At 64.6% G+C, this 24,957-nt stretch carries 23 protein-coding genes; 9 read left to right on the top strand and 14 right to left on the bottom strand.

Going from position 1 to position 24,957, the window contains the following annotated elements; all coding sequences use genetic code 11:
* Positions 1–108: 108 nt before the first annotated feature.
* The 8 genes from gltX to RAD10_RS29895 all read left to right on the top strand — a co-directional run bounded on the left by gltX (position 109) and on the right by RAD10_RS29895 (position 9,441).
* A complete protein-coding gene (gene gltX / locus RAD10_RS29930) occupies positions 109–1,536 on the top strand; it encodes a glutamate--tRNA ligase (protein WP_461620313.1) in 1,428 nt (475 codons plus the stop codon).
* A gap of 146 nt (positions 1,537–1,682) precedes the next feature.
* The gene (gene gltA, locus RAD10_RS29925) at positions 1,683–2,987 is read left to right on the top strand and encodes a citrate synthase (protein WP_018320224.1); all 1,305 of its coding nucleotides are present in this window, start codon (positions 1,683–1,685) and stop codon (positions 2,985–2,987) included.
* A gap of 277 nt (positions 2,988–3,264) precedes the next feature.
* Positions 3,265–4,443 carry an ROK family transcriptional regulator gene (locus tag RAD10_RS29920; protein WP_461620312.1) on the top strand — a complete coding sequence of 393 codons (1,179 nt, stop codon included), beginning with the start codon at positions 3,265–3,267 and terminating at the stop codon, positions 4,441–4,443.
* A 57-nt stretch (positions 4,444–4,500) separates the two neighbouring features.
* Positions 4,501–5,787, top strand: a complete 1,287-nt coding sequence (locus RAD10_RS29915) for an ABC transporter substrate-binding protein (protein ID WP_461620311.1) — start codon at positions 4,501–4,503, stop codon at positions 5,785–5,787.
* On the top strand, positions 5,784–6,707 hold the full coding sequence (locus RAD10_RS29910) for a carbohydrate ABC transporter permease (RefSeq protein WP_461620310.1): 924 nt from the start codon (positions 5,784–5,786) through the stop codon (positions 6,705–6,707). The genes RAD10_RS29915 and RAD10_RS29910 overlap by 4 nt, the downstream gene beginning before the upstream one ends.
* A complete protein-coding gene (locus tag RAD10_RS29905) occupies positions 6,700–7,557 on the top strand; it encodes a carbohydrate ABC transporter permease (RefSeq protein WP_179738723.1) in 858 nt (285 codons plus the stop codon). Before RAD10_RS29910 ends, RAD10_RS29905 begins: the two co-directional genes overlap by 8 nt.
* 10 nt (positions 7,558–7,567) lie before the next feature.
* On the top strand, positions 7,568–8,677 hold the full coding sequence (locus RAD10_RS29900; RefSeq protein ID WP_461620309.1) for an ABC transporter ATP-binding protein: 1,110 nt from the start codon (positions 7,568–7,570) through the stop codon (positions 8,675–8,677).
* Positions 8,674–9,441, top strand: a complete 768-nt coding sequence (locus RAD10_RS29895; protein WP_461620308.1) for an SDR family NAD(P)-dependent oxidoreductase — start codon at positions 8,674–8,676, stop codon at positions 9,439–9,441. The genes RAD10_RS29900 and RAD10_RS29895 overlap by 4 nt, the downstream gene beginning before the upstream one ends.
* A 137-nt stretch (positions 9,442–9,578) precedes the next feature.
* Here RAD10_RS29895 and lpxB read toward each other — a convergent pair whose 3' ends face one another.
* The 3 genes from lpxB to lpxA are packed head-to-tail and all read right to left on the bottom strand — an operon-like array spanning position 9,579 to position 12,422.
* Positions 9,579–10,757, bottom strand: coding sequence for a lipid-A-disaccharide synthase (lpxB, locus tag RAD10_RS29890; RefSeq protein ID WP_461620307.1), 1,179 nt, complete (start codon positions 10,755–10,757; stop codon positions 9,579–9,581).
* On the bottom strand, positions 10,754–11,611 hold the full coding sequence (locus tag RAD10_RS29885) for an LpxI family protein (RefSeq protein WP_461620356.1): 858 nt from the start codon (positions 11,609–11,611) through the stop codon (positions 10,754–10,756). Before RAD10_RS29885 ends, lpxB begins: the two co-directional genes overlap by 4 nt.
* 19 nt (positions 11,612–11,630) lie before the next feature.
* Positions 11,631–12,422 carry an acyl-ACP--UDP-N-acetylglucosamine O-acyltransferase gene (gene lpxA / locus RAD10_RS29880; protein WP_461620306.1) on the bottom strand — a complete coding sequence of 264 codons (792 nt, stop codon included), beginning with the start codon at positions 12,420–12,422 and terminating at the stop codon, positions 11,631–11,633.
* A gap of 175 nt (positions 12,423–12,597) precedes the next feature.
* Here lpxA and RAD10_RS29875 point away from each other — a divergent pair, with 175 nt between their 5' ends.
* The gene (locus RAD10_RS29875; protein ID WP_461620305.1) at positions 12,598–12,921 is read left to right on the top strand and encodes a KTSC domain-containing protein; all 324 of its coding nucleotides are present in this window, start codon (positions 12,598–12,600) and stop codon (positions 12,919–12,921) included.
* Between the two features lie 27 nt (positions 12,922–12,948).
* On the opposite strand, the gene fabZ is transcribed toward RAD10_RS29875, so the two are convergent.
* From fabZ to RAD10_RS29820, 11 genes are all read right to left on the bottom strand, one after another.
* Positions 12,949–13,410 carry a 3-hydroxyacyl-ACP dehydratase FabZ gene (gene fabZ, locus RAD10_RS29870; protein WP_091965774.1) on the bottom strand — a complete coding sequence of 154 codons (462 nt, stop codon included), beginning with the start codon at positions 13,408–13,410 and terminating at the stop codon, positions 12,949–12,951.
* Entirely contained in the window at positions 13,407–14,474 is a 1,068-nt protein-coding gene (gene lpxD / locus RAD10_RS29865; protein WP_461620304.1) for a UDP-3-O-(3-hydroxymyristoyl)glucosamine N-acyltransferase, read from the bottom strand. Before lpxD ends, fabZ begins: the two co-directional genes overlap by 4 nt.
* Before the next feature lie 125 nt (positions 14,475–14,599).
* Positions 14,600–17,137: an outer membrane protein assembly factor BamA gene (gene bamA / locus RAD10_RS29860; protein WP_461620303.1), complete on the bottom strand. Its 2,538-nt coding sequence runs from the start codon at positions 17,135–17,137 to the stop codon at positions 14,600–14,602.
* Positions 17,138–17,314: 177 nt separating this feature from the next.
* A complete protein-coding gene (gene rseP, locus RAD10_RS29855) occupies positions 17,315–18,466 on the bottom strand; it encodes an RIP metalloprotease RseP (protein WP_038949774.1) in 1,152 nt (383 codons plus the stop codon).
* 44 nt (positions 18,467–18,510) lie between these two features.
* Positions 18,511–19,734 carry a 1-deoxy-D-xylulose-5-phosphate reductoisomerase gene (dxr, locus tag RAD10_RS29850; RefSeq protein WP_461620302.1) on the bottom strand — a complete coding sequence of 408 codons (1,224 nt, stop codon included), beginning with the start codon at positions 19,732–19,734 and terminating at the stop codon, positions 18,511–18,513.
* Between the two features lie 4 nt (positions 19,735–19,738).
* Positions 19,739–20,581: a phosphatidate cytidylyltransferase gene (locus tag RAD10_RS29845; RefSeq protein WP_461620301.1), complete on the bottom strand. Its 843-nt coding sequence runs from the start codon at positions 20,579–20,581 to the stop codon at positions 19,739–19,741.
* Positions 20,578–21,336, bottom strand: a complete 759-nt coding sequence (locus tag RAD10_RS29840) for an isoprenyl transferase (protein ID WP_130366456.1) — start codon at positions 21,334–21,336, stop codon at positions 20,578–20,580. The genes RAD10_RS29845 and RAD10_RS29840 overlap by 4 nt, the downstream gene beginning before the upstream one ends.
* A 101-nt stretch (positions 21,337–21,437) precedes the next feature.
* A complete protein-coding gene (gene frr / locus RAD10_RS29835; RefSeq protein ID WP_028141515.1) occupies positions 21,438–22,001 on the bottom strand; it encodes a ribosome recycling factor in 564 nt (187 codons plus the stop codon).
* A gap of 70 nt (positions 22,002–22,071) precedes the next feature.
* A complete protein-coding gene (gene pyrH, locus RAD10_RS29830; RefSeq protein ID WP_028141514.1) occupies positions 22,072–22,788 on the bottom strand; it encodes a UMP kinase in 717 nt (238 codons plus the stop codon).
* 60 nt (positions 22,789–22,848) lie between these two features.
* On the bottom strand, positions 22,849–23,772 hold the full coding sequence (gene tsf, locus RAD10_RS29825; protein WP_028141513.1) for a translation elongation factor Ts: 924 nt from the start codon (positions 23,770–23,772) through the stop codon (positions 22,849–22,851).
* Between the two features lie 132 nt (positions 23,773–23,904).
* Positions 23,905–24,900: a 30S ribosomal protein S2 gene (locus RAD10_RS29820; protein WP_018320203.1), complete on the bottom strand. Its 996-nt coding sequence runs from the start codon at positions 24,898–24,900 to the stop codon at positions 23,905–23,907.
* Between the last annotated feature and the right edge of the window lie 57 nt (positions 24,901–24,957).

Raw genomic sequence — 24,957 nt, 5'->3', positions numbered from 1 at the left:
GAGCTTAAGCAAGGCCCTAGGCAGGGCCTGGCAGGTCCGCCGACGGGCTTTGTTTATGTCCCGTTCCTGCTATACACCACCGCCTCCAAAGCATAGGCCCTCCCAAGAATGACCGATTCCGTCGTCACGCGCTTCGCTCCCTCGCCGACCGGCTTCCTCCATATCGGGGGCGCCCGCACCGCGCTGTTCAACTGGCTGTACGCGAAGAAGCACGGCGGCAAGATGCTGCTCCGGATCGAGGACACCGACCGGGAGCGCTCCACCGAGGCTGCGATCGGCGCCATTCTCGACGGTCTCAAATGGCTGGAGCTCGGCTGGGACGGCGAGGTCATCTACCAGTTCAGCCGCGCCGCGCGCCACCGCGAGGTCGCCGAGCAGCTGCTCGCCGACGGCAAGGCCTATCGCTGCTACGCCACCGCCGAGGAACTCGCCGCCATGCGCGAGAAGGCGCGCGCGGAAGGGCGCACCCGTCTCTATGACGGCCTATGGCGCGACCGCGATCCCGCGACAGCCCCATCCAACGTCAAGCCGACGATCCGCCTGCGCGCGCCGCAGACCGGCGAGACCGTGATCGAGGACCAGGTCCAGGGCCGCGTGGTCTGGCAGAACGAGAACCTCGACGACCTCGTGCTTTTGCGCGGCGATGGCAACCCGACCTACATGCTCGCTGTGGTGGTCGACGACCACGACATGGGCGTGACCCATGTGATCCGCGGCGACGATCATCTGATCAACGCCGCGCGCCAGAAGCAGATCTACGATGCGATGGGATGGGCTCTGCCGAGCATGTCCCACATCCCCCTGATCCACGGCCCGGACGGCTCGAAGCTCTCCAAGCGTCACGGCGCGCTCGGCGTCGATGCCTACCGCGCCATGGGATATTTGCCGGCCGCGCTACGCAATTACCTCGTCCGGCTCGGCTGGAGCCATGGCGACCAGGATATCTTCTCGACCGAGGAGATGATCGCGGCGTTCGACCTCGCCAGCGTCGGCCGTGCCGCCGCCCGCTTCGATTTCGCCAAGCTGGAAAACCTCAACGGCCACTACATCCGCCACGCCGACGATCAATCACTCGTGAAGATGTTCGAGGACGTGCTCGACCATCTCGTGCCGGCACGCGACGAGATTAAGGCCAAGTTAAACGACACTACGCGCGCCCAGCTTCTCAAGGCCATGCCGGCCCTGAAGGAGCGTGCCAAGACGCTGATCGAGCTGATCGACAGCACTTATTTCATCTTCGCCGACCGGCCGCTGGAGCTCGATCCCAAGGCGCAAGCGCTGCTGACGCCAGAGAACCGCAAGCTGATCGGCCAGCTTCATTCCGCGCTGGAGAAAGTCGAGACATGGAGCGGCGCCACCACCGAAGCTGCGCTACGCGCTTTTGCCGAGGAAAATAGTCTCAAGCTCGGCGCGGTCGCCCAACCCTTGCGGGCCGCGCTGACCGGGCGGACGACGTCGCCTGGTATATTTGAGGTTTTGGACGTCCTGGGACGCCAGGAAAGCCTCGGCCGGCTTAAAGATCAGTCTACGACGTAAGTCGAGCATGCGTGCGGTGATCTTGCAGCGCACACAGCAATAATATACCCATCTCCCCCGTACCTTCTGGAACATCCGGCCTGCCCCGTCATCTCGCAAGGGGGCCTCCGGCTCCGGCCCGCTTCACATTTCATCGGGGACCTACGATGGACGCAAAACCGAGCAATAAGACCGCTACGCTGACGGTCGGAAACAAGAACTACGATCTCCCGATCCACAGCGGCAGCGTCGGGCCTGATGTCATCGATATCGGCAAGCTCTACGGCCAGTCCGGCCTGTTCACCTACGATCCCGGCTTCACCTCCACCGCGAGCTGCCAGTCCAAGATCACCTATATCGACGGCGACGCGGGCGTGCTGGAATACCGCGGCTACCCGATCGAGCAGCTCGCCGAGAACGGCGACTTCCTCGAGACCTGCTATCTCCTGCTATTCGGGGATCTGCCGACCGCCGCGCAGAAGAAGGATTTCGACGACCGCGTGACCCATCACACGATGGTGCACGAGCAGATGGCCCGCTTCTTCCAGGGCTTCCGCCGCGACGCGCATCCGATGGCGATCATGGTGGCTGCGGTCGGCGCGCTCGCCGCGTTTTATCACGACTCCACCGACATCAACGATCCGAAGCAGCGCATGATCGCTTCCATGCGCATGATCGCCAAGATCCCGACGCTGGCGGCGATGGCCTACAAGTACACGGTAGGCCAGCCCTTCGTGTACCCGAAGAACTCGCTCAAGTTCGCCGAGAACTTCCTGCACATGTGCTTCGCCGTGCCGTGCGAGGACTACAAGATCAACCCGGTGCTGGCTGACGCGCTGGACAAGATCTTCATCCTGCACGCCGACCACGAGCAGAACGCCTCGACCTCGACGGTGCGCATCGCCGGCTCGTCCGGCGCCAACCCGTTCGCCTGCATCGCCGCCGGCATCGCCTGCCTGTGGGGTCCGGCGCATGGCGGCGCCAACGAAGCAGCCCTCGCGATGCTCGCCGAGATCGGCTCCGTGGACAAGATTCCCGAATTCATCGCCAAGGTGAAGGACAAGAACTCCGAAGTCCGCCTGATGGGCTTCGGTCATCGCGTCTACAAGAACTACGATCCGCGCGCCAAGATCATGCAGAAGATGTGTCACGCCGTGCTCAAGGAGACCGGCCATGGCGACGATCCGATGCTGAAGGTGGCGCTCGAGCTCGAGAAGATCGCGCTCAGCGACCAGTACTTCATCGACCGCAAGCTCTACCCGAACGTCGACTTCTATTCGGGCATCACGCTGAAGGCGATGGGCTTCCCGGTCTCGATGTTCACCGTGCTATTCGCGGTCGCCCGCACCGTCGGCTGGATCAGCCAGTGGAGCGAGATGATCGAGGACCCGCAGCAGAAGATCGGCCGTCCGCGCCAGCTCTACACCGGCGTCACCCGCCGCGATTACGTCGCGATCAAGGATCGCAAGTAAGATCCAAGCCGTTACGGCTTTCGAAGCGGCGCCATCGCAAGATGGCGCCGTTTTTGTTTTGTGGCGGTGCCGTAGGGTGGGCAAGGCGCACACCACCTCTCCGCAACAGATACGAAGTCGTGGGCACGCTTCGCTTTGCCCACCCTACGAGACCAATCGGGCCGTGACACTCTTGCTGCCGCGCACAACAACAAGTCCACGCCTGCGGCCGCAAACGCCTTGACAGTCAGAGCGCTCCGCGCGCAAATTCTTACACTAAGTAAGAATGACGACAGGGATGGAAATGCCGGAGCAGCCGAGAAGTCGGCGGCAGACGCGCGCTGCCATTTTGACCCATCTGCTCCAGTCGGGCGGCTCGTTTCGCCCGCCGCTGGCCAAGGCCGTGCGCCTGTCGGAAGCGAGCCTGTCGCGCATCCTGCTTGACCTGAAGGCCGAAGGCCTGATCGAGGAAGTGCGGCGCCCTGCCCCTTACGTCGGCGGCCCGACCGGCCTCGTGTCGCTCGATGGCTCGGTCGCCCTCGCAGCCTTCGAGCTGACCGCTCAGCACCTCAGCGTCGGCGTCGGCGGCCTGTCGGGCGAGCTGCACTACACCGAGCGCGTACCGCTGCCGAAGACGCCGACCGTCGAGACCGTCGGCCGGGCGTTTCGCGAAGCGATGACATTGTTGCGCGACTGGACGCGGCGGCGCCGCGTCGTCCTTTCGCAGGTCGGCGTCTCCATTCCGGGCCTCGGCCGGCTCAGCGCCGCGGGCAATCCCATCATTCCCTGTGACGTCGGGCGCCTCAGCGACATGTTCGGCGAGATGTTCGCCGACGTGCCCGTCGAATTCACCAATTCGGTCGTGGCGCACGCCACATTCCATCGCTGTCGCACCGAAAACTATCCATTCAATGACACGCACCTGTTCGTCTTTGTCAGCCATGGCGTTGCCGGGGCCTGGATGGATGATCCCGTCGAGACCGACGCGCTCCAGCCGATCGAGCTCGGTCACATGGTGTTTGGCGAAGGCGGGCCACGCTGTCGCTGCGGCCACCTCGGCTGTGTCGAGGCCTATACATCGCTTCCGGCGCTGGCTGAGCTTCTCGGCGTGCCCGAGCCGGAGTTGCTCCAGCTCGGCAGCGATTGGGTCAGCGCGATCCCGATCTCCTCGCGCGTGCGTCAGGAGCTGCGGCATCGCCTGTATCGCCTCGGGCTTGCGATCGGCAACACGCTGAACGTCAAGCCCTGTCACGGCGTCGCCATCTCCGGCTGGCCCTCGCTCCTTGCGGAAGGCGATCGGAAAGCGCTGGTCGACGGCGTCGATGCCTGCCTGCTCGGCGGCCGCAAGCATGCGCAGGTGTCGCTCGCTTTCGTGCCGCCGTCGAACGGCAATGATCCCAGGGCCGCGCTGGCCTTCGCCGCGTTCTGCCTTGCCTGCCGCGGCGGCATGCCGGCCGCGTCGACGGAGGCCGCCTGAGATGGCCTGAAGCTGCGCGGCTCGCGCGCAAGAGAGTTCACACCGGGAGGAACTGCCATGCCGATCACGACAACAAGGCGCCGTCTGCTCGCTGGATCCGTTGCCACGCTCGCACTGCCGGCCTTTGCCCGCGCGCAAGGCGCGGTCAAGCCGCGCCTGACCGCGATCTCGCAATGGTCCGCGGGCAGCGATGGGGCGGCCATCACCGCACTCGGCAAGAAGTTCGAGGAGAAAGGCGGCGTCTGGCAGCACTCGCCCGTCCCCGGTTTCACCACCGAGATGATGAACAAGCTGCGGGCTCAGATCATGGCCGGCGATCCGCCGGCCTGCTCCCAGCTCAAGGGTCCCGAGATCGCGGCCTGGTCGAAAATTGCCCCGACCGTCGATCTTGACGCCGTCGTCGCCGCCGCCGGCTATGAGAAGGTGGTCGCGCCGGACCTTGCGAAATTGCACAAGCCGGGCGGCAAATGGATCGCACTGCCGTTGCAGATCTACAGCACCAACATGCTGTTCCTGTCCAAGCGCGCGATGGACAAGGCCAAGGCCGACAAGGTCCCCGTCACATGGGCTGACTTCAACGACCTCGCCGACAAGATGAAAGCGGGCGGCGTCCCCTATCCCGTCGCCAACGGCGGCACCCGCCCCGACGACGGGCAAAAATTCGAGGCTGCCTTGGCCGGCATCAGTCCCCTCGCATACCGCGCAGCCATTATGAATCTCGAGAAGAAGGCCCTGGAGGGTCCTGAGATCAAGGCTGCGTTCGCGCAGGTGCGCAAGATCGCCGACTGGATGGACCCCAATGTCGGCGCCCAGCACTTCTCGACCAATTTGAAGCGCTTCGTCGACGGCGACATGGGCATGATGATCATGGGCGGCTGGGCGCAGGGCGTATTGCGCAATGCCGGTTTCAAGTTCGAGGACTTCATGATCGCGCCAGGCCCCAGCGACAACAGCAAGCCGGTGTTCCTGTTGAACGCCGATGCCTTCATCTTCTGGCAGCGCAAGGAGCCCGATCTGCAGGCCGGCCAGACGCTGATGGCCCAGCTCGTCATGGATCCGGCGATCCAGACCATGTATTCGCAGATCACGGGATCGATCCCCGTGCGCACCGATGTCGATCTGTCCGGCGAAGGCTGGTCGGACGGTCAACGGCGGACCGCGGCAGCTCTGAAGGACGCGATCGCCAGCAACCAGGCGGTCCTGAGCCTCGCACACAACATGGCGCAGGAAAACGGCATGACCGCCGCGATGATCGACGTGATCACGGAGTACGTAAAGAACAAGACGATCAAGCCCGAGCAAGCGGCCACCCGCCTCGCCGAGGCCGTCGAGGGCGCGCGTTGACCAATGCCGTCTCGATAAGACCGGACCGGCCGGCGCTTCCTGAATGGGTGCGCCGGCTGCCCGAATATCTGATGATCTGGGTGCCGCTGCTGCTGTCCGCCGCGCACCTCGTCTCGTTCTCCCTGTGGACGATCTGGATCTCGTTCACACCATCGACGCTGATCCCCGTCTCGGGCTGGGTGGGGCTGCGCAACTACTCGGCGGTCGCGGCATCGCGGAATTGGCAGATCGCCTTCGACAATCTGCTGCTGTTCGGCAGCGCTTTCGTGCTGCTGAGTTTGGTGACCGGCCTCGCCCTTGCGATCCTGCTCGACCAGCGCATTCGCGGCGAGAACCTGCTGCGATCCGTCTTCCTCTATCCCCTTGCGGTGTCGTTCGTGGTCACCGGCACGGTCTGGAGCTGGCTGCTCAATCCCGGTCTTGGAATCCAGAAGCTGGTCCACGACCTCGGCTGGACCTCCTTCAAGTTCGACTGGCTGATCGACCGCGACATGGCGATCTGGACCATTGTGATCGCTGCGATCTGGCAATCCTCGGGCTTCGCCATGGCGCTGTTCCTCGCCGGCCTCCGCTCCGTCGACACCGACATCATCAAGGCCGCGCAGATCGACGGTGCGGGACCGGTCCGAATCTACCGGCGCATCATTCTGCCGTCGCTTTGGCCGATCACGATCACCGTCGTCGTAATCCAGTTGCAGTTCGCGATTTCGACGTTCGACCTCGTGCGCGCGCTGACCAACGGTGGGCCCGGAATCGCGACCCAGCTGCCGGCACTCGTCGTCTACGACCTGATGTTCCAGCGCAGCCTGCTCGGCCGGGGCGCGGCGGCGGCGGTGCTGATGTTGCTCATTCTTCTCGCGGTGCTGCTGCCGTATGCGGCGTGGCGATATGTCCAGCGACGGCGGGCCGCCCATGCGTGAGCGAACCTTCGCACCAAGCCGGATCTTGATCTACCTCATCGTCCTGCTAATCGCTGCGGCATGGCTCGCGCCATTGGCTGTTGTCGTGCTGAACTCGCTCCGCAGCAACGAGGAGATCGCGCAGGGCTCGATGATCGGCTGGCCGCAGCACTGGGCCTGGAGCAACTACCTGGCTGCCTGGAGCGGCTTCTGCGTTGCCGAGACCTGCGCCGGCATCCGGCCGTACATGCTGAACTCCGCCCTCGTCACGATTCCTGCGACGATCTTCTCGACCCTGCTCGGTGCCGTTGCCGGCTACGCCGTATCGCTCTGGCGTTTTCGCGGCGACACCTGGATCTACGGCATCGTGACCCTCGGCCTCTTCCTTCCCCAGCAGATGCGGCTGCTGCCCTGGACCATCGTGCTGCGCGACATCGGTCTCATCAACACGCTGGCGGGCCTCGTGCTGATTCACACCATCCAGGGGCTCTCCTTCACCACGCTGTTCTGCCGCAACTATTATGTCGCCATCCCCCATGAATTGATCAGGGCCGCGCGCATCGACGGCGCCGGCTTCTTTCGTATCTTCTGGCGCATCATCCTGCCGCTCTCGCCGCCGATCCTGATCGTCACCGTGATCTGGCAGTTCACGCATATCTGGAACGAGTTCCTCTACGGCGTGACGTTCACGAGCGGCCAGCAACAGCCCGTCACGGCCGCTCTCATCGCGCTGTCCGCTGCTGTCGCAGACATCCCGCAGCACGGCGTGCAGAGCGCCGCGGTGATCATCGCGGCGCTCCCGACGCTGTTGATCTATCTCCTCGGTGGCAAATACTTCGTCCGCGGCCTGACTGCCGGGGCCGTGAAATGATGGAGTTGTCATGGCAGCACTGAGCATTCGAACCCTGTCGAAGCGCTACGCCAATCTGGAGGTGCTGAAGGGCGTGGATCTCGACATCGAAAGCGGCGAGTTCACGGTGCTGGTCGGGCCATCCGGCTGCGGCAAGTCCACGCTGCTCAACATCGTCGCCGGGCTCGATCATCCGAGCGCAGGGACCGTCGAAATCGGTGGACGCGTGGTCAATGACGTCCCGCCCAAGGACCGCGACATCGCCATGGTGTTCCAGTCCTATGCGCTCTACCCGTCGATGACCGTGCGCCAGAACATCACCTTCGGCATGGAATGCCGTCACGTGCCGAAGGCGGAGCAGGACAAGGCGGTCGCGAATGTCGCCAAACTGCTCCAGATCGAGGCGCTGCTGGGCCGCAAGCCATCGCAGCTCTCCGGCGGCCAGCGCCAGCGCGTGGCGATGGGCCGTGCCCTGGTGCGCGATCCCCTGCTCTTCCTGTTCGACGAGCCGCTGTCCAATCTCGACGCAAAACTGCGCGTCGAGATGCGGATGGAGATCAAGCGGCTGCACCAGCGCATCGGCGCGACCATCATCTATGTCACCCACGACCAGATCGAGGCGATGACGATGGCGACGCGAATCGCTGTGATGCATCGCGGCGTGGTGCAGCAGTTTGCCGATCCTGACACCGTGTACCGCTATCCCGCCAATCTGTTCGTCGCACGCTTCATGGGCTCCCCGCCGATGAACACCATGCCGGCGCGGCTCGAGGCCGACGCCGGCGGACCCGTGGTCGTGATTGGCGCGGGTCGGCCGGACGAAGTTCGCCTCCGCCTGCAGGGATACGATTCGGCGGCACCCTATCTTGGCCGCGAGGTGGTGTTCGGGATCAGGCCGGAATGCATCGCGGAGGGCAACCGCGTGTTCTCCGGCGGTGCGCCCATCGTCGTCCACGCGCCGGTGGAGATGGTCGAGCCCACCGGCGCCGAAACCATCGTGCTGCTGCGGCTCGGCGGCGAGTCCGCGCTGGCGCGCATCACGCCGGATATCCGTCCCCCGCCGGGGACGGCAGCCCCCTTCGCGCTGGATACGCGCCGCATCTGCCTGTTCGACCCCGAGACGGAGCGACTGATCGCATGACAAAGACGAGCTATGCCGGACTTGCGGACCGCGTCGTACTGATCACCGGCGGCGCCAGCGGCATCGGGGCCGCCTTCGTGCGCGCCTTCGCGGCCCAGGGGGCGCGCGTTGCGTTCCTCGATGTGGATGAAGAAGCCGGCGGGGCGCTGGTCGCGGAGGTGAGCGCTGCATCCGAAACCGCGCCGTTGTTCGTGCCCTGCGACCTCCTGGACATCGAGGCCTTGCGCGCGGCCATGGCACAGGTGCAGCGATCGCTCGGCGATACCGCAGTGCTCGTCAACAATGCCGCCAATGATCAACGCCAGTTGCTGGCCGAGGTGACGCCGGCAGAGTTCGACTGGATGATCGGCGTCAATCTCAAGCACGTCATCTTTGCTGCGCAAGCGGTGGTGCCGCAGATGCAGGCGCGCGGCGGCGGCTCGATCATCAACATGTCGTCGATCGCCTGGATGCGCGGTGCACCGGCGCTGCCGGTCTACGCCGGGGCAAAGGCGGCGATCGTCGGTTTCACCAACTCGCTGGCCCGGCTGGTCGGCCCCGACCGCATCCGCGTCAACGCGATCGCGCCGGGCATGGTGATCACCGAACGTCAACGCCGGCTGTGGTATCCGGACGAGCAGGTCATCGCCGAAATGCGCTCACGCCAAGCCGTTCCGGATGCAGTGACGCCCGAGGACATCGCCAATATGGCGCTATTCCTCGCCTCCGACGAAAGCCAGCGCATCACCAGCCAGTGCTTTCGGGTGGATGCAGGACTTGCGTAGAACTTGATCCGGCCACAATGACGCAACGTTCACGGTCTCGTAGGGTGGGCAAAGCGAAGCGTGCCCACGAATTCTTCTCATCGCGACGAATCGTGGGCACGGCGCGACGCGCCTTTGCCCACCCTACAAGACCTCTGTTACCGCCGTCCTTTGCGCATCGTCTCGAGCACGATGTCGGCCGCAAGCACGCTCGGCGATTTGTTGCCGGTCGACATGATGGTATCGAGCTGGGCGAACGCCTCGACCTGCTGCTTGCGCAGCGGCGAATCCGTCAGCACCTCGGCGAGTGCCGGCGCCAGTTTCTCCGGCGTGCACTCCTCCTGCAGGTACTCCGGAATGACATCCTTGCCGATCACGAGATTGGCAAGGATCACCGAGGAGACGCGGATCGCGCGGCGCAGGATGAAAGCCTCGATCGCACTGACGCGATAGGCCGTCACCATTGGAATACCCGACAGTGCGAGCTCCAGAGTCACCGTACCGGATTTGGCCAGCGCCGCACGCGCGATGCGGAACACGGCGCGCTTCTCGTTCTCGCCGGTCACGACCCTTGGCTTGACCGGCCAGCTCGCGATCCCCTCGCGGATGGTGGCTTCGAGATGCGGCATAGTCGGCAGTATCAGTTCGAAGGCGCGGCCTTCCGCCTGCAAGCGGCCGAGCACCCCGCCGAAGACATCGAGATGGTGCCTGACCTCGCTGCGGCGGCTGCCGGGCAGCACCAAAAGCACCGGCGGCTCACCGTCGCGACGTGCCTGCTCCTCCGCGTTCGGCCGCAGCGAGGGCAATTGCTCGATGAGGGGATGGCCGACATAGCTGCATGGCGGTCCGCCGAGCTTGCGGTATTCCTCGGGCTCGAACGGCAGCAGACCGAGCACATGGTCGACATAACCGAGCATGGTCCGCGCCCGCCCCGGCCGCCACGCCCAGAGCTGCGGCGAGACGTAATCGACGACCGGGATCGCCGGATTCTTCGCGCGCACGCGGCGGGCGACGCGATGGGTGAAATCGGGGCTGTCGATGATGACGAGCGCGTCCGGCGCCGCCTCGGCCACGGCGTCAGCCGTCTCGCGGATCAGCCGCAGGATTTTCGGCAATTGCTGCACCACCGCGGCAAATCCGACGATCGACAGCTCCTCGATCGGAAACAGCGATTCCAGCCCTTCGCGCGCCATGGTACGGCCGCCGACGCCGACGAACTGCACGCCGTCGCCGAGGCGCTGGCGCAGCACCTTCATCAAGGCGCTGCCGAGCCGGTCGCCGGATTCCTCCGTGGCGATCAGGAAGATCTTGCGTTTGGGATCGCGCGACTGCATCACGCCGGCAGACCGATGACGAAGAGATATTTGGCGTCCGCGAGGCCGATCATCGCCTGTGGCTCGGCGGCGATGGTGTTGCCGGCGATGACAGCGAGGCCCGCAAGGCCGGCCGCCGCGACGCCCTCGATGGTCCGCGGGCCGATCGTCGGCAGGTCGAAGCGCAGATCCTGGCCGCTCTTCGGCGCCTTCACCAGAACGCCGCGGCCGGCGGCCGCGCGAATGCGTCCCTCCTCGCGCAGCCGCGCGACGCGCGCGAGCAGCGCATCGGTGCCCTCGATGTCCTCGACCGCGACCACATGGCCGTCGATCACCACCGCGGCCTGGCCGATGTCGAACGGACCGAGCGCAGTCAGCACCGCGCGGCCGCGCGCGATGTCGGTCTTGCTGGCATCGCTGGGCCAGGCGCGACTGATGCAGCCTTCGGGCATCAGGAGATCGGGTGCGAGGTCCTTGATGCCGACCATGCGAAAGCCGTCCTGCTCGAGGATGCGGCCGACGCCGGACAAGAGATGATCGTCGCCGCCGCGAAAGGCGCGGATGACATTGCCGAGCAGCCGCATCGTCTTGACGTCGAACCGGATCTCGGAGAGCGAGGGCCGTACCAATGTGCCGATGAAGATCAGGTCGCGGCAGCCCTCCTCGCGGAACAGCCGCATTGCGCGACCGAGCTGGCCGACCGAGATCCAGCGATGGCGGAATTTCTCCACCCGCGCGGGATCACAGGCCCCGCGCAGCGGAAACAGCACCGGCGTGATGCCGCGGGCGGCAAGCGAGTCGGCGACCGCAAACGGCATCGCACCGCCGCCGGCGACGATGCCGACCGGCGATGAGATGTCCGACGCCGCCGATGTCATGTCCGCGGCCATCCCGAAATCACTTCGCAATGGCAGGAAGACAAAGCGGGCGCTTGCCCTTGCCGATGAAGTCGAGGATTTCGGCGATCGCCGGATCTTCGCCCGCGAGCGGCCTGGACGCCTCTAACCGCTCGGCGAAGGTACCGGGGCCGTGGAAGAGTTTTTGGTAGAACCCGCGCACCGTCGCCAGTCGCTGCTTGGTGAACTTGCGCCGCTTCATGCCGATCAGGTTGAGACCTTCCAGCGCCGCATATTGGCCGTTGACCAGCCCGAACGGGATGATGTCGTCGCGCACACCGCACACACCGCCAACCATGACCTGCGGCCCGATGCGGGTAAACTGGTGGACCGCGGACAGACCACCGATAAAGACGAAGTCGCCGATTTCGCAATGACCGCCGAGCGTCGCCGAGGTCGCGAAGATCACGTCGTTGCCGACATGGCAGTCATGGCCGACGTGGCTGCAATTCATGAAGTAGCCGCGATCGCCGACCGTGGTGATGCCACCGCCGGCGACCGTGCCTGCGTTCATCGTCACGGATTCCCGGATGGTGCAGCTCGATCCGATCTGGAGCTTTGTCAGCTCGCCCCGGTAGCTGAGCGACTGCGGTGGCGTGCCCAGGGAGGCAAAAGGATAGATGGTGCAATCGTCGCCGATGGTCGTCTGCGCGGTGATGTGCACATGTCCGACCAGCTTGCAGTTCGCGCCAATCACGACGTTCGGGCCGATGATGCAATACGGCCCGATCTCGGTGCCCTCGCCGATCACGGCGCCGTCCGCGACCCGTGCGGTGGGATCAATCTTGCTCATCAAGCAATCTTACTCGTCAAGAAGGTCTGGTTATGCATTGAAGTCGCTCAGTTTTCCGGTGGTTAGCGCGACTATGCCCGATCTGTCCAGTGACGTATCATCTCTGCCTGTTTCAAGTACCGGATGAGGCGGTCGTCCCGGCTCCTCAACAACTTCATGCGGAGCTTCAGCTTTCATGGTCAGGGCCCTGGCACTTCTGCTCGCACAGCTCGCGGCCGCACCGATCGTGTCCGAGACGGTCGAGACCGGCGAACGCCACCCTATCGAGCTCGCGACATTCGAATGCCGCGACATCAGCCGCAGCACGGTGCTTCAGCGTGTCTGCTACGACCGCGCGCAGCGCGACCTCGTCGTCGCGACTGGCGGCAGCTATGCGCGCTACTGCGGCGTCGCGGCCGAGACGGCCGACCGTCTCCTGGGCGCGCCGTCCATGGGTCAGTTCTTCAACCAAAACATCAAGCGCGAGGCCCCCGGTGGCCGCTACGATTGCAGCGCGTGAACCCGCCCAGCGCGACGCGCGTGCCGCTCAGTCCGTCAGCATGGCGCCGACATCGGCTTCCGCAACCACCTGCCCGTTGACCTTGGCGTCGCCGTGAAACCACCACATGGCCTTGCGGCGGCCGACCGAGCGCATGTGATACTCGATGGTATCGCCCGGCAGCACGGGCTTGCGGAATTTGCACTTGTCGATGGTGAGGAAATAGACCGCCCGCGGCTTCTCGGTGCCTTCGACCGACTTGATGCCGATCACGCCCGCGGTCTGCGCCATCGCCTCGATCATCATGACGCCGGGATAGACCGGTCGCTCCGGGAAATGCCCCTGGAAGGCCGGCTCGTTGAAGGTGACGTTCTTGATGCCGATGCCGCTATAGTCGGCGCGGATGTTGATCACGCGGTCGATCAGCAGCATCGGAAAGCGGTGCGGCAGCGTCTGGAGGATGGCATTGATGTCCACCAGCTCGAACTTAACAGGTGATTCCTCCGTCATTCCCGTCCCTCATCCTTCGGATCAGCCCTGCTGTCGCGTACCAAGCGCTCCACCGCGATGATCTCCTTGAACCATTGTTTGGTCGGCTTGGCGAAAAAACCACCCCAGCGTCCGCCCGGCGGGATGTCGTCCTTGACGCCGCTCATCGCGGTCACCTGGGCCCCATCCCCGATCTTGAGGTGGTTGTTGATGCCAACCTTCGCTCCGAGTGCCACGTTGTCGCCAATGGACAGGCTGCCGGCGAGCCCGATCTGGGCGGCCAGCAGGCAATGCCGGCCGATCGTGACATTGTGACCGATCTGGACCTGATTGTCGATTTTCGTACCCTCGCCGATCACGGTGTCGCGCAAGCTGCCGCGGTCAATCGTGGTCCCGGCGCCGACCTCGACGTCGTTCTGGATCAGCACCCGCCCGGTCTGGGGCACCTTCAGATGGCCCTCGGGGCCGAAGAAAATGAAGCCGTAGCCGTCCTGGCCGATCGAGCAGCCGGGATGGATCAGCACATTGTTGCCGATCAGGGCGCACTGGATCGCGGTGCGCGCGCCGACATTGCAGTCCCGGCCGATCTTGACGCCAGGCCCGATCACCGCCCCGACGCCGACCACCGTGCCGCTGCCGATCTCCACATCCGGGCCGATCACGGCCAGGGGATCGACGATCACGCCGTCCTCGAGCCGGGCCGAGGGATCGATGATCGCCGACGGCGCGATGCCGTCATTGCCGACCCAGGATTGGGGCCTCAGCGCTTCGCCGTGCCATTCCCGGGCGATTCTGACAAAGGCCCGGAACGGCTGCGCCACCCGCAGCACGGCCACGTGCGCGGGCACCTGGGGCTCGAAGCGCGGGCTCACCAGGCAAGCGCCGGCCTTGGTCGCCTTGAGCTCGTCGGCGTATTTGAGGTTGTCGAAGAACGCCAGATGCATCGGGCCCGCTTCGTCAAGCGAAGCAAGGCCCGTGATGATGTGGCCGCCCCTGGCGGGATCGACCAGCTGCGCCTTGGTCAGCGTGGCAATGTCAGCCAACGTTGAGGCAGGCGGCTTTGTGAAGAAGGTCGGCTGCGCCATTCCACCCCGTCGCGGTCCGGCTTCGGCATGAAGCGGTCGAGCCGCATCATGCTCCATCTCTTGGATTGGCACGATCTCTTTCGGAAACCGGTTCCGCTGATCCGGATCGTGCCGTGCTGATCGAATTAGAACGTAGTGCCGCCGCCGAACCGGAACTCCTGCGTGCGATCGTACTTGCCCTTGCTGAGCGGCACGGCGTAATCGAAGCGCAGCGGACCGAACGGCGACTGCCAGATCAGGCCGACACCAACCGACGAGCGGACCACCTTGCTGTCGTCATAGACGAGGCCGGTACAGGTTCCCGCGGTCGGCGGATTGATGGTCGACGGGATACAGCCCGAATTGCCCGGCGTCGTCATTTCGTTGGTCACCGACCACGTCGTCGGTCCCTTGTAGTCATACAGGCCGCCGGCATCGGCATAGACCGCGCCCTTCAGACCCACTTCCTTCGGCAGGAACCAGAACGGCATCTGCAGTTCGAGCGAAGCACCCCAGTACTTGGTGCCACCGAGCGCGTCCTGCGTACCGAAGGGGTTCAAATCGCGCGGGCCGATGCCATTCGGGGCGAAGCCGCGGACGAGGTTCGAGCCCATCTGGAAGTGGTCCAGCATGCGCAGATCGCTGCCGATCTTGTTGAGCATGCCGCTCTGCAAGCGGACCAGGCCGACAATGTCAGACACCAGCGGAGTGTAGTACTTCGCATCGATGACGGACTTCAGGTAGGAGACGTCGCCGCCGACACCGGCGAAATCCTGACGGAAGTCGACGAGCAGACCGTCGGACGGGTTCTTGTTGTTGTCCAGCGTGTTGTAGGTCAGCGTGTAGCCGAGCGCCGAGGTCAGAGTCTTGCCGTTGGCGAGCTCCTTGCGCACCGGCAGCGAAGCTTCGCCGTCGCTGTAGCAGCCGAGACCGTTGGTCGAGGTCAGATCCGGAACGCCGCCATTGGAATTGACGAAGGCCGGGCTCGGGTTGAACGCCGAGGTGCCGAGATTGTTGTTACAGTTCGCCAGATAGTACGGCAGCGAGATTTCCTGCTGATAGACCGAGTAGCGCAGCTGGAGCGCCAGATCTTCACGCAAGGAGAAGCCGAGGCGCGGCGAGAAGCCGAGCGTCTTGGTGCCGTAGGAGATGTAGCTGTTGGACAGCTGCTGGCGCTGATAGAGGTCGAGGCCGAGCGCGACGCGGTAGTCGAGCAGATACGGCTCGACGAACGACAGCGAGTAGCCGCGTGCATATTGTCCATAGGTCACCGACGCCTTGGCGAACAGACCGCGGCCAAGCAGGTTGCGCTCGGAGATCGAGACTTCGGCCAGCGCGCCGTCGGTGGTGGAGTAACCGCCCGAGATCGAGAAGTCGCCGGTCGATTTCTCTTCCATGTCGACGATCAGGACGACGCGATCGCTCGACGAGCCGGGCTCCGTCGTGATCTTCACGCTCTTGAAGTAGTCGAGGTTCTTCAGGCGCCGCTCGGCACGGTCGACCAGGGCGCGGTTGTAGGCGTCGCCCTCGGAGATATCGAACTCGCGGCGGATCACGTAATCGCGGGTACGCGTGTTGCCGCGCAGGTTGATGCGCTCGATATAGGTGCGCGGACCTTCGTCGATGTTGAACACGACGGAGACGGTGTGCGCCTCGAAATTGCGGTCGCCGCCGGGCCGGACCACGGCGAAGGCGTAGCCGCGGCGCGAGGCCTCGATCTGCATCTCCTCGACCGACTTCTCGACCGATTCGACGTTGTAGAGCGAGCCGATATTGACGCGCGAATAAGCGCGCATCGACGAGGGATCGAAGTTCGGAATGCTGGAGCGGAAGTCGAGCGCGCCGACCCGGTACTGCGATCCTTCCTCGATCTTGAAGGTGACGTTGAAGCCCTTCTTCTCCGGATCGTATTCGGTGAGCGCGGCCACCACCTGGACGTCGGCGAAGCCGTTCTTGAGATAGAAGCGGCGGATCAGGTCGCGGTCGGCTTCGACGCGGTCGGGATCATAGATGTCACCGCTGGCCAGGAAGCTCAGCAGGTTCGATTCGCGGGTCTTGATGACGTCCCTGAGGCGATAGGACGAGAATGCGACATTGCCGACGAACTCGATCGACTTGACGCCGGTCTTGGCGCCCTCCTCGATCGTAAAGATGAGGTCGACGCGGTTGTTCGGCTGCTCGATGACCTCGGGCGTGACGCGCACGTCGTAGCGGCCGGAGCGGCGATAGATTTCAGCGATTCGCAGCGTGTCGGACTGCACCATGGCGCGGGAGAAGGTGCCACGCGCCTTGGACTGGACTTCAGTGGTGAGCTGCTCGTCCTTGATCTTCTTGTTGCCCTCGAAGGCGATCCGGCCGATCACCGGGTTTTCCACCACGGAGACGACGATCTGGCCGCCGCCGCCGCGATTGATTCTCACGTCCTGGAACAGGCCGGTTTCGATCAAGGCCTTGAGGCCGTCGTCGATGGCGCCTTGATCCAGGCGCCCGCCCGGACCCGGCTTGAAATAGGAGCGGATCGTCTCCACCTCGACCCGGCGATTTCCTTCGACGGAAATCGACTGCACGGTCTGAGCGAGCGCAGACGAAGACACAAAAACAGCCCCGACCGGGGCAATCACCGGCGCGCCGAACATGATCAGGGTTGCGAGCAAGCCCCCCCGGAGTCGCAGTCCAAACTTCATCGCGCAACGCGCCCTTATCATTCCGAGCCAGACCCAACCCCAACGCCGGTCTGGAAGATTCCCCAAGTTCAGGCCGCTTGTAGCCAATTTCACCGACGCCGCAAACGGCCGAAAGCGCCGTAATTTCAATTTCATTCCAAGACGTTGCTCATCAGCAACGCCACAAAAAAGCCTCCATCAAGATGCCGCCATCCGCAGGATGTCGTTATAGGTCGCAAACACCATCAACATCAGCACCAAACCGAGCCCGATTCGGAACCCCATCTCCTGAGTCCGCTCCGACAGGGGGCGGCCGCGGACGACCTCCGCCGCATAGAACATCAGGTGGCCGCCATCGAGCAGCGGGATCGGGAACAGGTTCAGCAGGCCGATCGACACCGACAGCACCGCGCAGAGATTGATCACGAACTGGAACCCGGCGCTGGCCGCCTGCCCGGACATCTTCGCGATGCCCAGAACGCCGCTGACCTCGTTCGGATTGCCGTTTCCGACGAACAGCGAGCCCAGGAACTTGAAGGTGCTGGTGATGATGAACCAGACCTGCTCGACCCCGATCTTGAGCGCCTCGCCGATGCCCACCGGGGCGGTCGAGGCCTCGCCGGCCTGAGATTTATGCTCCACGCCGAGCACACCGAGACGGTGGCTGTTGCCGAATGGATCCTTGCGCTCGAGCAGCGCCGGCGTTGCAGTCAGCGAGACGATGGCGCCGTCCCGCTTCACCTGGAAGGCAAGGGCCGAACCCGCATTCATCGCAACGATTCGCTGCATGTCGGCAAAGCTCTCGATCGGCTTGCCGTCGATCTGGACGACGACGTCCCCGATCTTGAACCCGGCCGCAGCCGCGGCGCCATCGGCGACGACGCCATCGACCCGCGCGATCGTGCTCGGCTTGCCGTAATACAGCGCCATTCCCGCGAAAATCAGCGCGCCCAGGATGAAATTGGCGATGGGTCCGGCCGCGACGATGGCCGCGCGCGGGCCGACCTTCTTGTGGTGGAAGCTGCCGGCGCGCTCCTCGGTCGTCATGGCCGCGAGCGTCTGGGCCGAGGGAGTCGAGGCCTCGCTCTCATCGCCGAAGAACTTGACGTAGCCGCCGAGCGGGATGGCCGAGATCTTCCAGCGGGTGCCGTGGCGGTCATTGAAACCGACCAGCTCAGGTCCGAAACCGAGCGAGAAGGTCAACACGCGAACGCCCGCCCAGCGCGCGACCAGGAAATGGCCAAGTTCGTGGAAGAACACGACGATCGTCAGGACGAACAGGAAGGGAACCGCGTAGCCAAGGAGCCCATGGCTCAACGTATTGAAACTATGGACAAAAAAGTCGATCATCGAATTCCCTCATCCAGCGCCGCAAGGCCCTGGCCCCGAACCATCTAGGATGCCTTTAAGGCAATTTGAGGCAATAGGGCGGCAGCTCTTTTTCGAGCAACATGGTCAACGGAGATTGCATCATCGGCGGACGTCAGGGGCGCCTGGTTCCCGCCGCGGACCCAGTCATCCAATGTTGCCTCCACCAGCCGCGCAATCGCGCCGAACCGGATCTTGCCGGCAATGAAGGCGGCGACCGCGACCTCGTTGGCCGCATTGTAGACGGTGGTCGCCCCCTTCCCGGTCCGGAGCGAATCGAAAGCCAGCCGTAGTCCGGGGAAACGCTCGAAGTCCGGTGCCTCGAAGGTCAGCTGGCCGATCTTGGCGAGGTCCAGCTTGGCCGCCGGCCCCTTGATGCGGTCGGGCCAGCCGAGGCAATGCGCAATCGGCGTGCGCATGTCGGGCGCGCCGAGCTGGGCCATCACCGAACGGTCGGAGAACTCGACCATGCCGTGGATGATCGACTGCGGATGCACGAGGACGTCGATCTCGTCAGGCGACAGCGCGAACAAATAGGACGCCTCGATCACCTCGAGCCCCTTGTTCATCATCGACGCCGAATCGATCGTGATCTTCTGGCCCATGCTCCAGTTCGGGTGCTTCAGAGCCTGCTCGAGCGTCGCCTGCTCGATGTCGGCCGGCTTCCAGGTGCGGAACGGGCCGCCCGACGCGGTGATGATGACGCGGACCAGTTCATCGCGATTCCCGGACGCCAAGGCCTGGAACAGCGCATTGTGCTCGGAATCGGCCGGCAGGATGCAGGCGCCCGCCTTGGCCGCACGCTGCATGAAGAAATCGCCGGCGCAGACCAGACATTCCTTGTTGGCCAATGCCACATGCGCGCCGCGATCGACCGCGGCGAGTGCCGGCTTCAATCCGGCAGCGCCGCTCACCGCTGCCATCACCCAATCGGCCGGACGCGCGCCGGCCTCGATCACCGCGCTTTCGCCGGCGCCGCATTCGGTGCTGGTCCCGGCCAACGCGGCCTTGAGCTCGGCGAGCTTGGAGGTGTCGGCGATCGCGACGTAACGCGCGGAAAATTCCTTCGCGAGCTTTGCCAGCGCTTCGACATTGCTGTTCGCCGTCAACGCCTCGACGCGGTAGCGCTCGGGCGAGGCGCGCAGCAGATCCATCGTGCTGTCGCCGATCGAGCCGGTGGCGCCGAGAACCGTGACGCTGCGGACGCTGGACGCCGCAGCCTTGTTATTACGCAATGGGACCGCGCTCATATCCTCACCAAACCATAAGACCGCTTCCGGCGCTATGCACACCATGGCGGAGAAAGCCGATAATCCATGCCGCCAGGATGGCGGCGACAAAACCGTCCAGGCGGTCCATAAGTCCGCCATGGCCGGGAATTAAGTGACTGGAATCCTTGACACCGAAGCGCCGCTTCACCGCGGATTCGAACAGATCGCCCAATGCCGACACCACCGAAAGGATGGCACTGACCAGCAGCAATGGTCCCATCTTTCCGAACCCGCAAGCCGCAAAGCCCACCGCAACCAGAAGGCTTGCGGCGAAGCCGCCCAGCGCCCCGGACCAGGTCTTTTTCGGGCTGACGCGCGGCCAGAGCTTCGGCCCGCCGATGCTGCGACCGGCAAAATAACCGCCGATGTCGGTCGCCCACACCACCAGCAGCACGAACATCAGCGCGGAGAAGCCGTTGACGAGATCCTTTCGCACCAGGATCGAGGCCAGCAGCGCCGCCGCTGCATAAGCAAATCCGGTCGCCGCCCAGATGAACTTGCCGCGCGCGATCAGCGTCACGATCGCGCCGCCGACGAGGCCGACGATGACGGACGTCTTCAGCCCGCCAAAAGCGACGGCGGCCCCCATCATCGCGATGACGATCGTCCCTGCCCCGGTCAGCGCCGCCGAGCCCGCGCCGACAACCGTCAGCCATTCCGCGAACAGCCCGATCGACACCAGGGTGACGAGCAGCGCCCACAACCAGCCGCCGGCATAAGCGACCGCGATGGTCAGCGGCGCCAGCACCAGCGCTGCGAGGACCCGCATCACCAGATTGCTCGGGGTGGGCTTGGCGCCCGCCGGTGCGGCGTCTTGTTCGCTCACGAGGCGGTTTTCGCGACCAGGCCGCCGAAACGGCGCTCGCGCCTGGCGAATTCGGCGATCGCGCTTTCCAGCGCCGCCTTGTCAAAATCGGGCCAGTGGATCGGCACGAACACGAGCTCGCTATAGGCGGCCTGCCACATCAGGAAGTTGGACAGGCGCTGCTCGCCGCTGGTGCGGATGATGAGATCGGGATCGGGAATGTCGGGCGCATCGAGATGCGCCCCGAGCGTCTCGGCGTCGATCGTGGCAGGATCGCGCTTACCTTCCGCGACCTCGCGCGCCAGCTTCTGCGCCGCCTTCGCGATCTCCTGCCGCGAGCCGTAGTTGAAGGCGACGACGAGCGTGAGGCGCGTGTTGTCGCGCGTCAATTCCTCGGCCTCGTTGAGCAGCGCGCAGATGTCGCCCTCGAGGCCGTCCCGCTCGCCGATGATGCGGACCTTGACGCCGTCCCGATGCAGGCTGGCGAGATCGTTGCGGATGAAGCGGCGCAGCAGACCGAAGAGATCGCCGATCTCGCTCGCCGGCCGCGACCAGTTCTCCGACGAGAAGGAGAAGATGGTGAGGTAGCGGATGCCGAGCTCGTGCGAGGCACGCACGACGCGACGCAAGGCCTCGACGCCGCGGCGATGCCCTTCCGCACGCGGCAGACCGCGCGCGGCCGCCCAACGCCCGTTGCCATCCATGATGATGGCGACATGCGCGGGCGCCTCGGACCGATCGGGTCCTTCCGTTGCGGGCGCGGCGGCGTTGGACATTGAAGGTGGCCTTAAAGCATGATCCGGAAAAGTGCGAAGCGGTTTTCCGAAAAGATCATGCGCTTACAATAACCTGAAGCGCGATGACAATTCATCGCGCTTCAGACGGTGAGGATTTCTTTTTCCTTGGCGGCCAGCAACTGGTCGATTTCGGTGATCGTACCGTCGGTCGCCTTCTGCACCTCGTCGGCGTGGCGCTTCTGGTCGTCCTCGGACATTTCGTGATTCTTCTCGAGCTTCTTGAGCACGTCGAGGCCATCGCGGCGGACGTGGCGCGCGGCGACCTTGGCGGCTTCCGCATATTTATGCGCGACCTTCACCAGTTCCTTGCGCCGTTCCTCATTCAGCTCGGGGATGCGCAGGCGCAGCACCTGGCCTTCGGTCGCGGGCGACAGACCGAGGTTGGAATCGACGATCGCCTTCTCCACCGCCTTGACCATCGACTTGTCCCAGACCTGCACCGAGATCAGGCGCGGCTCCGGCACGCTGACGGTGGCGAGCTGGTTGAGCGGCATGTGGCTGCCATAGGCGTCGACCTGCACCGGATCGAGCATCGAGGCGGAGGCGCGCCCCGTCCGCAGGCCGCCGAGCTCGTGCTTGAGGGACTGGACGGCGCCCTGCATGCGGCGCTTCACTTCGTTGAGGTCGAAAGTACCCGTGGACATCACGTTTCTCCTTCAAGATCCCGGCGACCGCTCCCGCGACCTTCCCTAAAGGCGCGCGACAGATGAGCGGTCAGCCGGCGACAATGGTTCCGTGGCCGACGCCACGCAGAATCGCGCCGATCGAACCCGGCTCCGCGATCGAGAATACGATGATAGGCAGAGACGTCTCGCGAGCAAGCGCGAAGGCGGTCGCATCCATCACCTTGTAGCCGCCCTCGATCGCCTGCGAATGGGTCAGCCGGTCAAACCGCGTGGCGGCCGGATCCTTCTTCGGATCAGCCGAGTAGACGCCGTCGACATTGGTGGCCTTGAGGACCGCCTGGGCGCCGATCTCGGCGGCGCGCAGCACCGCGGTCGTATCGGTGGTGAAGAACGGATTGCCGGTCCCGCCGCCAAGCAGCACGATCCGGCCCTCGGCGAGATATTTGTGCGCCGCAGTGCGGGTGAACAGCTCGGAAATCTCGGGCATGACGAAGGCCGACAGCGTGCGCGCCGGCGTACCCTTGCGCTCGATCGCCGCTTCCAGCGCGAGGCAGTTCATCATGGTGGCGAGCATGCCCATGGTGTCGCCGGTCGGGCGCGACACACCGCGGGCGGAGACCTCGACGCCGCGCACGATGTTGCCGCCGCCGATCACGACCGCAACCTCGGTGCCGAGCTTGCGGGCCGCGATCAGATCGTCCGCAACCCGGTCGACGGTCGGCTGATCGATGCCAAAGCCTTGCTGTCCCGCGAGATATTCGCCGGACAGCTTGATCACGACGCGACGATAGACCGGATCAGACATGAGCACTTTCCTTGTCCGAGCGCCGCTTCCGGCGGCACGCCGGAAGGAACGTTCCGGCGCTTACTTCTTGCCGCTGGCCGCAGCGACCTCGGCCGCGAAGTCGCTTTCCTGCTTCTCGATTCCCTCACCGAGAGCATAGCGCACAAAGCCGGCGATCTTCAGGGCTCCGCCGACCTTGCCTTCGGCTTCCTTCAACGCCTGCGCCACCGACTTGCCGGTGTCGTGGATGAAGGCCTGCTCGAGCAGGCAGACTTCCTTGTAGTAGGTCTTGAGGCCGGACTCGACGATCTTCTCGATCACGTTCTCCGGCTTGCCCTGCTGGCGATATTTGTCGGCGAGCACGTCCTTCTCGCGCTTGACGACCGCCGGATCGAGGCCGGACGGATCGAGCGCCAGCGGGTTCGCGGCGGCAATGTGCATCGCGATCTGGCGGCCGAGCGTTGCGAGCTCGTCGGCCTTACCGGGCGATTCCAGCGCCACGATCACGCCCATCTTGCCGGCGCCCTCGACGACCGCGCCGTGGACGTAGTTCGACACCACGCCCTGGCTCACTTCGAGCGAAGCTGCGCGGCGCAGCGTCATGTTCTCGCCGATGGTGGCGATCGCGTCATTGATGGCGGCTTCGACCGTGACGTCGCCGACCTTGGCGGCCTTGATCTTCTCGACATCGGAGCCGGCGTCGAATGCGACCTGGGCGACCATCTTGACGAGGCCCTGGAACTGGCCATTGCGCGCGACGAAGTCGGTTTCGGAGTTGACCTCGACCACGACACCCTTGGTGCCCTTGGTCAGGGCGCCGATCAGGCCCTCGGCCGCGACGCGGCCCGACTTCTTGGCAGCCTTGGACAGGCCCTTCTTGCGCAGCCAATCCTGCGCCGCTTCCATGTTACCGTCGTTTTCGGTCAGCGCGGCCTTGCAGTCCATCATGCCCGCGCCGGTCGACTCGCGCAGGTCCTTGACCATCGCAGCTGTGATCGTTGCCATCGTTGAAAATCCTTTGTGCCTGCTGGTTCGCCGCGGCGTGGCATCGAAGCGCCCCGCCGCGGTCCATCTCAGGGATTCGCGTCAACTGAAATGGTGGCCGGATCTTGTCCGGCCAACCCATCGCTCTCTTGACTATTCCGCTTCCGCGGTCAGCGCCTTGGCCTTGGCCACCCAGGCGTCCGCACGGCTCGGCAGACCGACTTCTTCGCCGATCGTGTGCGCGGTGTCGTGATCGAGCTCGGCGAGCTGCCAGAAGTGGAAGATGCCGAGGTCGTTGAACTTCTTCTCGATCGCACCCGACACGCCCGGGAGCTTCTTGAGGTCGTCGGCGGTGCCGCGCGGACCTGCGAGACCCTGGAAGCCGCTCGACGAAGCCGCCGGCAGCTCTTCAGCGAGCGGACGGGCCGAGGCGCCGACGTCGATGCCCGAATCGCCCTGAGCGCGGGAGATGCCATCGATCGCGGCACGCGCGATCAGGTCGCAATAGAGCGCGATCGCACGGCCGGCGTCGTCATTGCCCGGCACCACATAGGTGATGCCCTTCGGGTCCGAATTGGTGTCGACGATCGCGGCGACCGGGATGTTGAGCCGCTGGGCTTCCTGGATCGCGATGTCTTCCTTGTTGGTGTCGATCACGAAGATCAGGTCGGGCAGACCGCCCATGTCCTTGATGCCGCCGAGCGAGCGGTCGAGCTTGTCGCGCTCGCGCTGAAGCGTCAGACGCTCCTTCTTGGTGTAGGAGCTGGCATCGCCGCCCGACAGCACGTCGTCGAGGTGACGCAGGCGCTTGATCGAGGCCGAGATCGTCTTCCAGTTGGTCAGCGTGCCGCCGAGCCAGCGCGAATTGACGAAATACTGCGCGCAGCGCTTGGCAGCGTCCGCGACGCCGTCCTGCGCCTGGCGCTTGGTGCCGACGAACAGGATGCGGCCGCCCTTGGCGACGGTGTCGCTGACCGCCTGCAAGGCGTTGTGCAGCATCGGCACGGTCTGCGCGAGGTCGACGATGTGAATGTTGTTGCGAGCGCCGAAAATGAACGGCGCCATTTTCGGATTCCAGCGGTGAGACTGGTGACCAAAGTGCACGCCGGCTTCGAGCAGCTGACGCATAGTGAAATCGGGTAGTGCCATCGTTCTAATTCTCCGGTTGGTTCCTCCGGAAGCGTGTGAGCAAAACGGAGCGTTGTC

The sequence above is a fragment of the Bradyrhizobium sp. 23AC genome (genome assembly GCF_054863025.1).
This window is presented reverse-complemented; position numbering and strand designations above follow the sequence as displayed.